Raw genomic sequence first — 13,654 nt, forward strand, 5'->3', positions numbered from 1 at the left:
GTCATCGATAGGGGAAGAGCCTACAAAGCTCTTCCCCTATTTTCGTATCTGGAGTCTGTACATGGAAAACCTGGACGCGCTGGTCTCCCAAGCCCTTGAGGCCGTGGAGCGCGCTGAAGACATCAATGCCCTGGAACAGATCCGGGTTCAATATCTCGGCAAGAAAGGCGAGCTGACCCAGGTGATGAAGACCCTGGGCAACCTGCCAGCCGAAGAGCGGCCGAAAGTCGGCGCGCTGATCAACGACGCCAAAGAGCGCGTCACCGAAGTGCTCAATGCACGCAAGGCCGCCTTCGAAGAAGCCGAGCTCAGCGCTCGCCTGGCTGCCGAATGCATTGATGTGACCCTGCCAGGCCGTGGCCAGACCACCGGTGGCCTGCACCCGATCACCCGTACCCTCGAACGCATCGAGCAGTTCTTCACCCACATTGGCTACGGCATCGCCGAAGGCCCTGAGGTCGAAGACGACTACCACAACTTCGAAGCGCTCAACATCCCCGGCCACCACCCGGCCCGGGCGATGCACGACACCTTCTACTTCAATGCCAACATGCTGCTGCGCACCCACACCTCGCCGGTGCAGGTGCGGACCATGGAGTCCAGCCAGCCGCCGATCCGCATTGTCTGCCCAGGCCGCGTCTACCGCTGCGACTCGGATATCACCCACTCGCCGATGTTCCACCAGGTCGAAGGCCTGCTGATCGACCGTGATATCAACTTCGCCGACCTCAAGGGCACCATCGAAGAATTCCTGCGCGTGTTCTTCGAGAAAGAACTGGCCGTGCGTTTCCGCCCGTCGTTCTTCCCCTTCACCGAGCCGTCCGCCGAAGTCGACATCCAGTGCGTGATGTGTTCCGGCAAAGGCTGCCGCGTGTGCAAGCAGACCGGCTGGCTGGAAGTCCTGGGCTGCGGCATGGTGCACCCGGATGTACTGCGCATGTCCGGCATCGACCCGGAAGAATTCCAGGGCTTCGCCTTCGGCATGGGCGCCGAGCGCCTGGCCATGCTGCGCTATGGCGTCAACGATTTGCGTCTGTTCTTCGACAACGACCTGCGGTTCTTAGCCCAATTCCGCTAGGCCCAATCGACGCAACTTTCAGGAGAACAGCATGAAATTCAGTGAACAGTGGCTGCGCGGTTGGGTAAACCCGCAAGTCTCCCGTGACGAACTGGTCGCCCGCCTATCCATGGCCGGCCTCGAAGTCGACAGCGTAACCCCCGCTGCCGGCCAGTTCAGCGGCATCGTCGTGGGCGAAATCCTCGCCACCGAACAACACCCGGACGCCGACAAACTGCGCGTCTGCCAGGTCAGCAACGGCCAGGAAACCTTCCAGGTGGTCTGCGGCGCCCCCAATGCACGCCCAGGCATCAAGATCCCGTTCGCCATGATCGGCGCCGAACTGCCAGGCGACTTCAAGATCAAGAAGGCCAAGCTGCGCGGCGTCGAATCCTTCGGCATGCTGTGCTCGGCGGCTGAGCTGCAGATCAGCGAAGAAAACGACGGCCTGCTCGAACTGGCTGCCGACGCCCCGGTGGGTGAAGACATTCGCCAATACCTGAGCCTGGACGACGCCAGCATCGAGATCGGCCTGACCCCTAACCGTGGTGACTGCCTGTCCCTGGCCGGCCTGGCCCGCGACGTTAGCGCCCTGTACAACGTCCCTGTCACCCGTCCGGTGGTCCCGGCTGTCGCGCCTGCCCACGACGAAGTACGCCCGGTCGAAGTCTCCGCCCCAGCCGTATGCCCACGCTACCTGGGCCGCGTCATCCGCAATGTCGACCTCAGCAAGCCAACCCCGCTGTGGATGGTCGAACGCCTGCGCCGCAGCGACGTGCGCAGCATCGACGCCGCCGTCGACGTCACCAACTACGTGATGCTCGAACTCGGCCAGCCGATGCACGCCTTCGACCTCGCCGAAATCAACGGCGGTATCCGCGTGCGCATGGCCGAAGAGGGCGAGAAACTCGTCCTGCTCGACGGCCAGGAAGTCTCCCTGCGCGCCGACACCCTGGTCATCGCCGACCACACCCGCGCTCTGGCCATCGCCGGCGTCATGGGAGGCGAGCACAGCGGCGTCAACACCGAGAAGACCCGCGACCTGTTCCTCGAAAGCGCCTTCTTCGACCAGATCGGCGTCGCCGGCAAGGCCCGTTCCTACGGCCTGCACACCGATGCCTCGCACCGCTACGAGCGCGGCGTAGACTCGCAGCTCGCCCGCGAAGCCATGGAGCGCGCCACCGCGCTGCTGCTGGAAATCGTCGGCGGCGAAGCCGGCCCGATCGTCGAAGCCGTCAGCCAACAGCACCTGCCGAACGTCGCCCCGGTAACCCTGCGCGCCGAACGCATCACCCAGATGCTCGGCATGGAGATGGACGCCGCCCAGGTCGAGCAAATGCTCAACGCCCTGGAGCTGAAAACCGAGGCGAGCGGGGCAGGGCAGTGGACTGTCACCGTCCCAAGCCACCGCTTCGACATCAGCCTGGAAGTCGACCTGATCGAAGAGCTGGCCCGCCTGTACGGCTACAACAGCCTGCCGGTCCGCTACCCGCAAGCCCGCCTGGCGCCAACCGCCAAGCCGGAAACCCGCGGTGAGCTGCCGAACCTGCGCCGTCTGCTGGTCGCCCGCGGCTACCAGGAAGCCATCACCTACAGCTTCATCGACCCGAAACTGTTCGAGCTGTTCAGCCCAGGCGTAGAGCCACTGCTGCTGGCCAACCCGATCTCCAGCGACATGGCCGCCATGCGCGCCTCGCTGTGGCCGGGCCTGGTCAAAGCCCTGCAGCACAACCTCAACCGCCAGCAAGACCGCGTGCGCCTGTTCGAAAGCGGCCTGCGCTTCGTCGGCCAGCTCGGCGACCTGCAGCAGCAGCCCATGATCGCCGGCGTCGTCACCGGCAGCCGTCTGCCAGAAGGCTGGGCCAACGGCCGCGACACCATCGACTTCTTCGATGTGAAGGCTGACGTCGAAGCCCTGCTGGGCTACTCCGGTGCCCTGAGCGACTTCAAATTCGCCACCGGCAAACACCCGGCCCTGCACCCAGGCCAGACCGCTGTCATCCAGCGCGACGGCAAGGACATCGGCTACCTCGGCGCTATCCACCCGGAGCTTGCCAAAGCCCTGGACCTGGACCGCCCGGTGTTCGTCTTCGAGCTGGTACTCGGTGATGTGGTCGAAGGCCGCCTGCCGAAATTCAGCGAACTCTCCAAGTTCCCGGAAACCCGTCGCGACCTGGCCTTGATCGCAGGACGTGATGTAGCGTCTCAAGACGTGCTTGAAGTAATTCGTGACAATGCAGGCGAATGGCTTACAGACCTCAGGCTGTTTGACGTCTACCAAGGTAAAGGCATTGATCCTGATAGAAAAAGCCTCGCCGTCGGCTTGACCTGGCAGCATCCATCGCGCACTCTTAACGACGATGAGGTGAACACTACCCTGCAAAACATCCTCACCTCGCTCGAACAAAGGTTGAACACCACGTTAAGGAAATAACGGCATGGGTGCTCTGACGAAAGCTGAGATGGCCGAAAGGCTGTACGAGGAGCTGGGGCTTAACAAGCGTGAGGCCAAGGAGCTGGTCGAGCTGTTTTTTGAAGAAATTCGGCACGCACTTGAAGAGAACGAGCAGGTCAAGTTGTCCGGTTTCGGCAACTTCGACCTTCGCGACAAACGCCAACGGCCGGGCCGCAACCCCAAGACTGGGGAAGAGATCCCGATCACCGCACGGCGCGTCGTCACCTTTCGTCCAGGGCAGAAGTTGAAGGCCCGGGTTGAGGCCTATGCTGGAACCAAGCCATAACGACGAACTGCCCCCCATACCGGGCAAACGCTACTTCACCATTGGTGAAGTGAGCGAGTTATGTGCGGTGAAGCCGCACGTGCTGCGGTATTGGGAGCAGGAGTTTCCTCAGCTGAACCCTGTGAAGCGGCGGGGGAATCGGCGGTATTATCAGCGGCAGGATGTGCTGATGATCCGGCAGATTCGGGCGCTGCTTTACGATCAGGGGTTTACCATTGGCGGGGCGCGGTTAAGGCTCTCCAGTGATGAGGTGAAGGATGAATCGAGCCAGTACAAGCAGCTGATTCGACAGATGATTGTTGAGTTGGAGGATGTGTTGGTGGTTTTGAAGAAGTGACCTGGTAGGCCGATGAACGGAAATTTTTTTGAGAAAAAGCTTTCGTTTATCAGATGGTTAGGGTACATTCTTCAACGTTCTCGGCAGGATTGAGAACATGCTTCAAGCCCAGTCGGGGCGTAGCGCAGCCCGGTAGCGCACTTGCATGGGGTGCAAGGGGTCGAGTGTTCGAATCACTCCGTCCCGACCAAAAAACTCCAAAGAATCCAGTCACTTAGCGGTGACTGGATTTTTTTATGCCCCTAATTTTTAGGGTCCAACATATTTAGGGTCCACATAGGGTCCATCGCTGGCCAGGGTCTGTTCTGGAGAATTGTAGGCCAGCGGTCATGCACCCACTCTAATCCCGGTGGTGGTTCTGTGGTGGTCACATAGACCCTCTGCTGCTCAACCTCTCCGATCACTAGCCCCTCAATCACCTGCCCTGGCTCTAGGTCGAACCAGTGGCTCACCTTCTCTTCGTTTTTCTCCAAAAACCTCAACGCCGGTATGTAGACCCGCGTGGGTCCGTACCTCACCCATCGCCCTTCTTCGATTGAGTTGAGCCTCGCCCAACCGCCAGTTGGCCCTTTGCCACTCTGCTCCCGTCTCCTACCCCAAGGCACCCAAATGACCTCCTGGTGCTCACTACCGAGGACGGGCAGGCGGCTTTCGGGTTTGGGAAATAGATCCTCAACTGCTCACCGGTTCGAGTGAACTGACCGGAAATTTCTACGCCGCCACACAGCGTTGCCCCCTTGGCGATAGGAAAAATCTAACTATACTGTTTATATATACAGTATTTTAGAGTGCTTCGATGAATACAGCATTTTCAGGGCCGCCGCATCGAGCGCCTGTGTCTCTCGCCCGAAAAGCTCAAGATCACTGGCTTCCAGTCGCCAGCTGGCGATCACGAGCAAGGCCCTCTCAGCATCGACGAATTCGTCGGTCTGGGCGCACCGCACATTTGGCTTTGGATCGCGGACAGTGATGCTCTGGCTGGACTCGGCATCAACCAAAACGATGTCCTGGTCGTGAACCGCACCGGCCTGGCCGCTCCAGGGCGTGCTGCAATCGTCATCATCGACAGCGAGTTCAAGCTCTGCTCGATACTCACTGACGCTGAGAAAAAGCGCTCCCTGGTCACGATAGACCGAGCGGGGGAGTGCCAGCACGTTGCTGGACAGGATGAAGTAGTGCTCTGGGGCATCGTTGATTTCCTGTTCCGAGACCTACGGCCATGAGCAAACGCGTCTACGCCCTGATCGACTGCAACAGCTTCTACTGCTCTTGTGAGCGCATCTTCCGGCCCGAGCTTGCGACAACGCCGATAGTGGTCTTGAGCAACAACGACGGCTGCGTCATCGCCCGTACGCGTGAAGCCAAAGCTATTGGGATCGCGATGGGAGCGCTTTTTTTCGAAATCCGTGGCCAACTTCGTAAGTCGGGTGTTCAAGCTTTTTCTAGCAACTACTCGCTCTACAGTGACGTGTCGAACAAAGTCATGCGTTGCATCCACTCCCAAGTCCCAGACTTGGAGCAATACAGCATCGATGAAGCCTGGGCAGACCTGACAGGCCTCCAGGGCGATCTGAGCGATATCGGCAAAGGGATCAAAGAGCGCGTCTGGAGCGAATGTGCGATGCCGGTAGGCATGGGTATAGGTCATACCAAAACACTCGCCAAGCTTGCCAACTACGCAGCCAAAAAGTGGCAGAAGACTGGAGGGGTGGTGGACCTCACTGACCCGGTACGCCGGGACAAGCTATTAAAGATCGCCCCGGTGGACGAGGTTTGGGGCGTCGGTCGCCGGCTCTCGAAGACGCTCCAGGCGATGAATATAAACACGGCCTGGGATCTCGCCCATGCCGACCTCAGCGCCATCAGGAAGACGTTCGGACGCGTCCTGGAACGCACGGCCAGGGAGCTGCGAGGCGAAGAATGGCTGCGCATGCACCAGGCGCCCGACCTCAAAAAAGAGATTTGCAGCTCGAAGATGTTCGGCCAGAGGCTGCGGAGCATCGAGCCGATCCGCGAGGCCCTGGCGAGCTACGTTGCCAGGGCTGCTGAAAAGCTCCGTGAGCAAGGATCGCTGGCCGAGGAAATGGTCATCTCGCTGCAAACCAGTGGCTTTGTCGAAGACCGGGAGCGCTATTTCAACAGCGCCCGCTGCATCCTGCCGTATCCGACAAGCGACACGCTGCTCATGACCCAGGCCGCCAACCAGGCGTTGGCCAGAATCTTCAGGAATGGGTACGCGTACTCGAAAGTTGGCGTTTTGCTGACAAAACTGGTGCAGAGCGATGAGTACACGCCTGATCTGTTTGCTGAGTCGCCGCGCAGGAACAATGCGAAGCTCATGGAGACGATTGATCTGCTCAACCAGCGGTTCGGGAAAGGGGCGGTCAGGGTAGGGACTGTGTGGCCTAGTGGAAGGGCGTGGGAGATGAGACGGGAGATGCTGTCGCCTGCATATACGTCCAGCTGGCGGGAGCTGCCGAGAGCTGGTTAGATGCGAGTATCTGCGAGCATAGCAAGGATGGATGATGATCAACTCCGAAAAGTTAATTGATGCAATGCATGAAGGAAAACTTGATCTGCATTGCGTCGATGTGAAAATTAGGCAAAAGTTTGAGGGTGGATTAAATCTTCAAGGGTATGGCGTGTTGAAAGTCAACCAAGTTGGAACTATTTATTTAGAGTTCATCTGCAAGGAAGCGGATGATATTCCTGCACAGAGCTTCTACTCAGAATTTCCTGAAGATCCATTCGATAGCGCTCAAAAGCTATACTTAGAAGCTGTAACATTAGATGGGGATAGCATTTTTGCTGAAGAGTTCTCCATAAAGATAAATGTCTTCAACCGCCGTCCGCCGTTTAGGATACCGGTATTTCTGCATGAAATTTACCTGATGGATTCCAGCGAATACTATAAAAACACAGAGAATTATCTTTATTTTGAACTGCTGGAGAAAGCTCAGATTCCGGCAAATAAAATGAATAAAACAACAAGTACTTATGGTGAAGAGTCATCCTCATGGGATGAAACTGAGCTTGTAGTCGAAGGCGCAAAAGTAACAATTATCGACAAAAAAGATCGTACTATGGTTAAGGCTAGCGGGAAATTCGATACCGAAGACCTATATAGTGCGCTACTGTTTTACATCGGTCTGTCGTCCGGTGGAATGCCTCAGCCATACTGTTTGATCAAAGGCTCTGGAGAAAGCCTGGCTCTCCATCTGAAAAGTACCCATAAACCTCTAAGGAATAAAAATATTCCACCACCATTTCCGAGCGCGTCAAGTGGAAATGGTTGGCCGAGCTGTCATTACGAAATTTTGCGTTCGATGTTAAAGATTAAAACTTCGAAGCCGTTATATTTTGATGCGTCATATAGTCAATGGATGCGAGTGTGGCATGCATTCAACTCGGTGAATAATATCACTATTCTCACGCTCGGGGTGGCAGTGGAGGGACTCTTAAATGATATCTTCATACCTGCGCTTAAATCTGATTCGCTGGATGAGCCGTTCGAAGAGTCAAAAAAACAACTGATTGCGGAATTGGGCGAAATAGAGGCTCCAGATGATCAGAAGAAGTCTTTGATAACACATGTAGAGCGCTGGGGTAATATACATGCTGGTAAGGCGCTATCTTTGCTCGTAGGAAAGGGCCTAATACTTGAAGGTGAGAAATTCGCATGGAACGAGCTTAGAAATTCTGCGGCTCACCCAAAGTTTAGAGAAAACACTGAGGCTAGGCAGGAAAAAGAGCATAAGAGAATTTCTGCTTGCCTGACGCTGTTTTATAGACTGATCCTTAACGTCTACTCATACGATGGCGGCATGTATGAATTCGGGAAGGTACGGAGTGCGGAATTCGTGAAAAGAGACTTTGTAAATATTCTGGGCTAGGTAGAGTCGAGCCCCTGCGCTACGCCGGGGCTCATGTGAGCCTTACTGGAGCCAAGATTCTACTTTTTCAGCGCCATACTCAGCTTTCCACTCTTTTAGTAGCTTGTGATTGCCGCCTTTGGTTTCAATGCGCTCGCCATTGTTTGGGTTGAGGTACACCTTAACTTGGCGCTCACGGCGCGGCTGACGAGCAGTTGGTGCGGCTCGCTCTGGACGAGCATGTGGATCAAGGATCAGCTTCACTTCGCGCAGAGAGAAGCTGTACTCCGCCAGTAGAGCGCGCAGCTTTTGCTCGAACTCGATCTCGCGCTTCAGTCCGTCGTCATTTTTCAGTGCGTCCAGTTGCTTCATCTGCTCGGCGAGCTGGGCTTCCAGGGCTTTAAATTCTGCGAGTTTGCTCATGATTTTCTCTATTCAGTTGCTGCTATCAGCTGAAAATTCGATTGAGTCGAATGCTTTGATTTTCTTTGCTACAGATTTTTTACGTGAGTCGATCTGTTCTTGCGACATCGTAATATAGTTATCTTGATAGTCGTTGAACAGTCCTGTCTCTACTTTTAACTGCTCTTCTACGATCATCAGGTCTTGTTTGAGTGACACAAGCTCGACGCCTTTAATCCCGCCTATGCGAAGACGGAGGCGGGTGGCACGGTCGCGGAGTCGCTTCAGATAGCGCTGCTGGAGATGAACAAGATCAAGCTTGCTTTCGCGTTCAGAAATCTGAGAGCGACAGTGATCGATAATGCTGGTGAAGTATGCATAGCGCTCTGCATGCGACTTTTGAGGGCGCCCCAAGGTTTTTGTCTCGCGATCTGGATCGAGATCACGGCGCTTATAGAAAGCAATAGACATTTGCTTGTCGAGCATGCCCAGAATGTCTTTGCCTGGCCTGCCGGCCTTGTTATTGCCGTGCATCGCGCGTAGGGATTCGATGTCAGCCGGTTCGGCGTCAAACTCAGCTTCTGTTTCGCGAAGCTTCTTAAGCTCTTCGTCTCGCTCGATTTCTAAACGTGCAAGCTCAAGCTCTTTTGGCATTTTGGGCTTTCCTGGTGCCAGACGCTTGTCAGCTTCCGGGAGAGCGTTCCAGTCCTCTTCTGTGAAGCCAAGGGGGCGGAACAGGTTCAGCCTCTGACGCACGGTTTTGGCTTCTGCTGTGCTCCCAGCGTGCTCAAGTGCAGCGATTTCACGTGCAAAAGACATGCGCTGATTGAATGTGCTAGCAAGCAAGTGGTGCTGAGGGTCGTAATCGGCGTAGTGAAACTGACACGAGTCTTCTTCGATTTCTTGCAGCAGCTCATCGGCATTTTCATGCAGCCGAGCTACCAATCGGCGCTGCTTTTCGAGCGGGTCAAGCTTAGGCCTTCCTTGCGATTTTTTCCTTGACGTGTCGCTTTCCATATGAAGCACCTTGACAAACGTATTAATTTCCGGCATAATAATAAACCTAAGGAAAAATTTGTCAAGGAACGACAATGGAGCTGTCAGGCCGACAGCTTGGTGCGGGGGCGGTATTGTCGGTTCCGCTCGACAGACTGAGCTTGCCAATAAGCACGGCCTTCATGGATGAAAAGGGATAGGTCAGACGCGAGGTAGCGGATGTCCTGGCCAATGCTATGAAATGGCAGCACAGCTAAGAATTGCCGCTTTGAACGCCAAATTTGCAGGGAGGCCTTGGATATACCGAAGAGTATGGAGGCTTGAGCAGTTGTCAGCATCGTTGACGGATCAAGCTTGGGCACAGGAGAGTCATTGAACAAAATACCAATGCGCGGGAATTTGTGTAGTTTTTCTATTCGCTTGATGCTTATGCTTTCTGCAATTGACAGGATGTCATCTAGCTTATAAAAGACAGCCTTTGAATTTTTGCGAAAGTGGGGGCTAAGCCGGTTGCTGCCTTTCTTAGTGCGCCAGTTTCTTAGCGTTCTCTCTGCTCTATTCAGATGCTCAGCTGCTTGCTTTTCACTAAGCAGCATAGTGCTGTTTATTTTGACTCGCTCTTTAATAATTAGTTGTTTCAAAGCAATATCCTTTCTGCGATTGTGTAATTATATCGTAGCACAGAACGGATATAGGTTATGCGGACGCAGATTTTTAACAGCTTCGCTGAATGTGGCCAGCAGGGAAGTGTTCCCGATGCCAGAAGAGACCATGCAAATTCATCGCTGGCTGGATTCGCCGTTAGGCGGGAAGCGGTTCAGAAGTGTTTTATATATATATGCTAGATACATCTGATCCGAATTTTGTATGGGTGTTCTTGGCAAGCATGGTTTGAGTTAATTCATATTGTTCCAGGTGGATGTTTAAATCACAAAAAGCTCTGTTATAATAAAAATGTCCAGGCGAAAGAGAGATCGCGGAATGACAAAACAACTATAGCGGAGCGGTAAAATGATTAAGTATATAAACACTAAGCTTGAGCATGGCTTGGATAAGGCGGTCAAGAAGGCACTCATAGTGTCTGTTGGTGATAGCCCAGATTTCGATCTTCCTGTTGCATGTGTCTCTAAAGCATCTAATCTAAAGGTCGTATCAAAGCATTATATAGAAGAAGGGAAGCATGTATTTATACTGCTGGAGCACCTGAATTTCGATAGCTCTTTGGAAGTAGCTAAAGACTTGGGCTGTGGTATCATTTTTGAGTGCGGAGCAAAATTCTATAATGCACTAAAGATCAATGCAGTCGAGATCGAACGTTTTGCTGCTCAAAATGGCATCTCGCAGAACTATAAACGCATAGCTGCTGTTTTTGCTAATTCTGTACCGTTTGGGATGAGCTGCGAGAAAGCGGAACGTGAGATAAAGAAGGTTTTAGTTGAGAAAGGCGATATAACTAAGGCGATTGGTATTTTCAGAAGAATTGTCCAGCGGAACAAGAGCAGGGCAGCTACAAGAAATATGATCCCTGCACGTCAAAATGTGAAAGTTAGGGGGTTTGGTTATCACAAATTTAGTAGCGAGGCGCTTGAAGCTTTGCGCCGAGAGATGCGCTCAGCTCATGCGGCTGGAGGCGTGCACTTGTGGAAACTACCAATGGGTATCGGCAAAACAGTGGTAATAAACGAATTGATTGAGCTTGCTGCGCAACACGCCGAAAAGCCTGTATACATAGCGCCACGTGTCAATATTTCAAGAGCTGTGTGCGATACTGTTGCCAGAAACTATCTGAACGAAACAATTTCTGGTTTTGAGCACGAGCTTGAGGCGCTGTCTATCTGTGTGAATAGTATCACTAGGGAGAGATTCAAGGTTTTTCTTGAGCAGTCAGGTGTCGTGATTCTTGAAGAAGTTGAGCAGATGATTGCCCATGTGGCAGAAGGGGTGTGTAAAAACCGCGTGCAAGTATACAATGAAATTGTCAAATTAATAAAAAATGCAAGGCTTGTGATCGCTCTTGACGCTAACGCAAACGATGAAGTTATTGAGTTGCTTCAACATGCAGGAAAAGAGATAAAAGTTTTGCAAGCTGAAAGCGACAACTCTGGCATCAAAATGGTCTTCGCTGAAGAAAGCTCCATTAATCGAGAAATTTTAAAAGCAGCTGAAGCCAAGCAAAAAAGTATAGTTATGGTTGAATTTCCCTCGCAAGCAGACGCTGTTAAAAAAATCTATGATGACCAAGGTTTGAACTCACTAATCATTACCGCGGATACTAGGAACTTTCCTGAGGTGACAGAATTTATTACCAGTCCAAATGAAGAGATCCTAAAGTATAATGGTGCTATCATCTACAACTCTGCAATGCAGTCTTCTACAAGCATTGAGATCGAGTGGGCTGATCATGTATTCGGCTTGTTTAAAGGAGTTCTGCGGGTCAGTGACATGATGCAGATGATGCGCAGATATCGTCCAGCCACAAAAATCATGATCAGTCTCGATAGCCATAGCAGGCCTATAACATTCAATGAAGAGATAAATAAGCAGTATAATATCTGTAGCAGAGAGTCAAAGAATTTTAATGATACTGCTTTCAGGGTACATGCGCGTAGTGTTGAGGAGCGCAAACACATTCGTCTAAATCTAGCGCTACAGATAGAGCTTGATGGCTACAAGATTGAAAATCTTGAAAAAGACGAGGCGGACATTCTGGCCTGGTCAGCATTTAGAAAAATAGCAAAAGGTGTTCGTAAAGAAAAAATCGCTAGAACTCTGGAGTTAGCTCATTCAGGAGAAATTAAAGCTCTGAATATGTCTGGCTTTAATCTGAGTCAACGACAGATTGATGAGAAAATTATTGCTGAATCAGCAAATCGAATAGGTCTTGATGTCGAAAGTCTCAAAGAACTAAGAGAGGATGACATTAAATTCTTTACCAGTAAAGGGGCCGCCAGGATATTGCAAAACGCCAGGTGCTGGTACAACGATCCCTATTTTCATGAAGTTGTTTGCGCTGATGACGACAAGACTGGAATAGACAAAAATAACACCAGAAAGCGCAAGGAACTACTTGGCGGAATGATGAATGCGCTAGGGATCAATGACAAAGGTGAGGGTTACGCTGATGCAGACAAGGCCGCAATTTTTATTAAAAGCAACTTGAGATGGTTTGATCTACTAAAACTTGTTACTGCAAAAAATATCAACTTTGAAACAAGAAATCAGAAACTAGCTGCCGTAAATAACATATTGCAGAGCATGGGCCTGAGCCTTAAAAGACATAAGGTCAAGGGGGAGTACTTCTACAAATTAGATATTGAGAAATATAAAAAAATTGCAAAATATCTTGGTGTTAAAATTGATTGATATAAATATATGGTATAATATTTATATGGCAACGAGTAGCTCCGCTCGTTGGTATATCTCTCGCGCAAGCCTCGCCCCGCCCGTTTTCATTTTGTTTTCGGCTGGGGCTACTTTTGTCGCCAGTAATCCAAATTCAGGCTGGTTGTCAATACATTGTTGCTGTATTTAGGGTTAAGTGCATGAGCAGGGTTTAAGTGTTTTAGAAGTTTGCTGTATAACTAATTATGGTTCTTATTGGTAAGGGAAGAGTAAAATGAGTGATAGAGAGTTTTCCGGATTCGACATTCGCGTTATGAGAGAGGGGGAGGCTGTTGACTCGATTATCACTCTTCTAGTTATGTCAAATGGCTTCGAGTATGAGTACCGAGTTGGACGGATTTGGTACTGGGTTTGTGAGGGGGGCCTTGCTGAGATTGATCGCAAATTTTGCGAAGAAATAACCGACTACCAAGGCAGGCTTGTTGATCTTATGAGGGCTGCGTGGTGCCAGGCAGAAACAGAAGAGAACGGTAAATCTGAGTATGATTGCTTGGTATATTCGAAAGGGCCTAAAATTCGAAAAGCAGTAATTAATGAGCTGGCTCATAACTTTGCTGAAGGTCACATACAAGATAGATGTGCTTCTCTGTTTTAAATGTACTAAAGTAGTCGGCGTGGAGTAGTGTGAAGTAATAAGTGCAAAACATTTAATACTGGTCTTGATGCGTGTGGTGCTCTAAGTCGAATGAGGCAATGGGTTGCTTAATCCATGGAGCAGCTTAAGGGCTGATTAAATATTGTTTGTCTATCTTCTAGTGTGTAGTTGCGCTTTGTTCAAGTTTTCTGAATATTAATTGGCCTGCTTTTGTGGTTATAGATTGGATGCTGCATGCGACGGGCTAAGTAG

General features: G+C 51.8%; 12 protein-coding genes and 1 tRNA gene. 9 read left to right on the forward strand and 4 right to left on the reverse strand.

What is annotated here, in order from left to right; genetic code table 11:
• The first annotated feature begins 61 nt into the window (after positions 1-61).
• The 5 genes from pheS (at position 62) to ACIPZF_RS01295 (ending at position 4,325) form a co-directional block, all read left to right on the forward strand.
• Complete coding sequence (gene pheS, locus ACIPZF_RS01275) at positions 62-1,078, forward strand: phenylalanine--tRNA ligase subunit alpha (protein WP_400794475.1); 1,017 nt, start codon at positions 62-64, stop codon at positions 1,076-1,078.
• Positions 1,079-1,109: 31 nt separating this feature from the next.
• The gene (pheT, locus tag ACIPZF_RS01280; RefSeq protein WP_400794477.1) at positions 1,110-3,491 is read left to right on the forward strand and encodes a phenylalanine--tRNA ligase subunit beta; all 2,382 of its coding nucleotides are present in this window, start codon (positions 1,110-1,112) and stop codon (positions 3,489-3,491) included.
• 4 nt (positions 3,492-3,495) lie between these two features.
• On the forward strand, positions 3,496-3,798 hold the full coding sequence (ihfA, locus tag ACIPZF_RS01285; RefSeq protein WP_003250679.1) for an integration host factor subunit alpha: 303 nt from the start codon (positions 3,496-3,498) through the stop codon (positions 3,796-3,798).
• Entirely contained in the window at positions 3,779-4,135 is a 357-nt protein-coding gene (locus ACIPZF_RS01290; protein WP_008100384.1) for a MerR family transcriptional regulator, read from the forward strand. The genes ihfA and ACIPZF_RS01290 overlap by 20 nt, the downstream gene beginning before the upstream one ends.
• Before the next feature lie 113 nt (positions 4,136-4,248).
• Positions 4,249-4,325 (forward strand) — tRNA-Pro (locus ACIPZF_RS01295).
• Positions 4,326-4,902: 577 nt separating this feature from the next.
• Here the strand turns inward: ACIPZF_RS01295 and ACIPZF_RS01300 are convergent.
• Positions 4,903-5,289 carry a hypothetical protein gene (locus ACIPZF_RS01300; protein ID WP_400794479.1) on the reverse strand — a complete coding sequence of 129 codons (387 nt, stop codon included), beginning with the start codon at positions 5,287-5,289 and terminating at the stop codon, positions 4,903-4,905.
• Positions 5,290-5,354: 65 nt separating this feature from the next.
• On the opposite strand from ACIPZF_RS01300, the gene ACIPZF_RS01305 reads away from it, so the two are divergent.
• Positions 5,355-6,626 carry a Y-family DNA polymerase gene (locus ACIPZF_RS01305; RefSeq protein ID WP_400794481.1) on the forward strand — a complete coding sequence of 424 codons (1,272 nt, stop codon included), beginning with the start codon at positions 5,355-5,357 and terminating at the stop codon, positions 6,624-6,626.
• Positions 6,627-6,660: 34 nt separating this feature from the next.
• Positions 6,661-8,028: a hypothetical protein gene (locus ACIPZF_RS01310; protein ID WP_400794483.1), complete on the forward strand. Its 1,368-nt coding sequence runs from the start codon at positions 6,661-6,663 to the stop codon at positions 8,026-8,028.
• A 42-nt stretch (positions 8,029-8,070) separates the two neighbouring features.
• Here the strand turns inward: ACIPZF_RS01310 and ACIPZF_RS01315 are convergent, their stop codons facing one another.
• Genes ACIPZF_RS01315 through ACIPZF_RS01325 form a run of 3 tightly spaced genes read right to left on the reverse strand, consistent with a single transcriptional unit; the run spans position 8,071 to position 10,046 of the window.
• Positions 8,071-8,430: a histone-like nucleoid-structuring protein, MvaT/MvaU family gene (locus ACIPZF_RS01315; RefSeq protein ID WP_400794485.1), complete on the reverse strand. Its 360-nt coding sequence runs from the start codon at positions 8,428-8,430 to the stop codon at positions 8,071-8,073.
• Between the two features lie 12 nt (positions 8,431-8,442).
• Positions 8,443-9,462 carry a hypothetical protein gene (locus ACIPZF_RS01320; RefSeq protein WP_400794487.1) on the reverse strand — a complete coding sequence of 340 codons (1,020 nt, stop codon included), beginning with the start codon at positions 9,460-9,462 and terminating at the stop codon, positions 8,443-8,445.
• Positions 9,463-9,509: 47 nt separating this feature from the next.
• Complete coding sequence (locus ACIPZF_RS01325) at positions 9,510-10,046, reverse strand: helix-turn-helix domain-containing protein (RefSeq protein ID WP_400794489.1); 537 nt, start codon at positions 10,044-10,046, stop codon at positions 9,510-9,512.
• Positions 10,047-10,416: 370 nt separating this feature from the next.
• Between ACIPZF_RS01325 and ACIPZF_RS01330 the strand changes: the two genes are divergently transcribed.
• A complete protein-coding gene (locus ACIPZF_RS01330) occupies positions 10,417-12,768 on the forward strand; it encodes a hypothetical protein (protein WP_400794491.1) in 2,352 nt (783 codons plus the stop codon).
• Between the two features lie 253 nt (positions 12,769-13,021).
• Positions 13,022-13,402 (forward strand): hypothetical protein, encoded by a 381-nt coding sequence (locus tag ACIPZF_RS01335; RefSeq protein ID WP_400794493.1) that lies wholly within the window; start codon positions 13,022-13,024, stop codon positions 13,400-13,402.
• Positions 13,403-13,654: the final 252 nt, after the last annotated feature.

It is taken from the genome of Pseudomonas sp. NPDC089752, assembly GCF_044748725.1.
Classification (GTDB): Bacteria; Pseudomonadota; Gammaproteobacteria; order Pseudomonadales; family Pseudomonadaceae; genus Aquipseudomonas.

Bases quoted from the DNA above. Each gene is read 5' to 3' on its own strand.
- pheS (WP_400794475.1), top strand. From the start codon at position 62: ATGGAAAACCTGGACGCGCTGGTCTCCCAAGCCCTTGAGGCCGTGGAG.
- pheT (WP_400794477.1), top strand. From the start codon at position 1,110: ATGAAATTCAGTGAACAGTGGCTGCGCGGTTGGGTAAACCCGCAAGTC.
- ihfA (WP_003250679.1), top strand. From the start codon at position 3,496: ATGGGTGCTCTGACGAAAGCTGAGATGGCCGAAAGGCTGTACGAGGAG.
- ACIPZF_RS01290 (WP_008100384.1), top strand. From the start codon at position 3,779: ATGCTGGAACCAAGCCATAACGACGAACTGCCCCCCATACCGGGCAAA.
- ACIPZF_RS01305 (WP_400794481.1), top strand. From the start codon at position 5,355: ATGAGCAAACGCGTCTACGCCCTGATCGACTGCAACAGCTTCTACTGC.
- ACIPZF_RS01310 (WP_400794483.1), top strand. From the start codon at position 6,661: ATGATCAACTCCGAAAAGTTAATTGATGCAATGCATGAAGGAAAACTT.
- ACIPZF_RS01315 (WP_400794485.1), bottom strand. From the start codon at position 8,430: ATGAGCAAACTCGCAGAATTTAAAGCCCTGGAAGCCCAGCTCGCCGAG.
- ACIPZF_RS01320 (WP_400794487.1), bottom strand. From the start codon at position 9,462: ATGCCGGAAATTAATACGTTTGTCAAGGTGCTTCATATGGAAAGCGAC.
- ACIPZF_RS01330 (WP_400794491.1), top strand. From the start codon at position 10,417: ATGATTAAGTATATAAACACTAAGCTTGAGCATGGCTTGGATAAGGCG.
- ACIPZF_RS01335 (WP_400794493.1), top strand. From the start codon at position 13,022: ATGAGTGATAGAGAGTTTTCCGGATTCGACATTCGCGTTATGAGAGAG.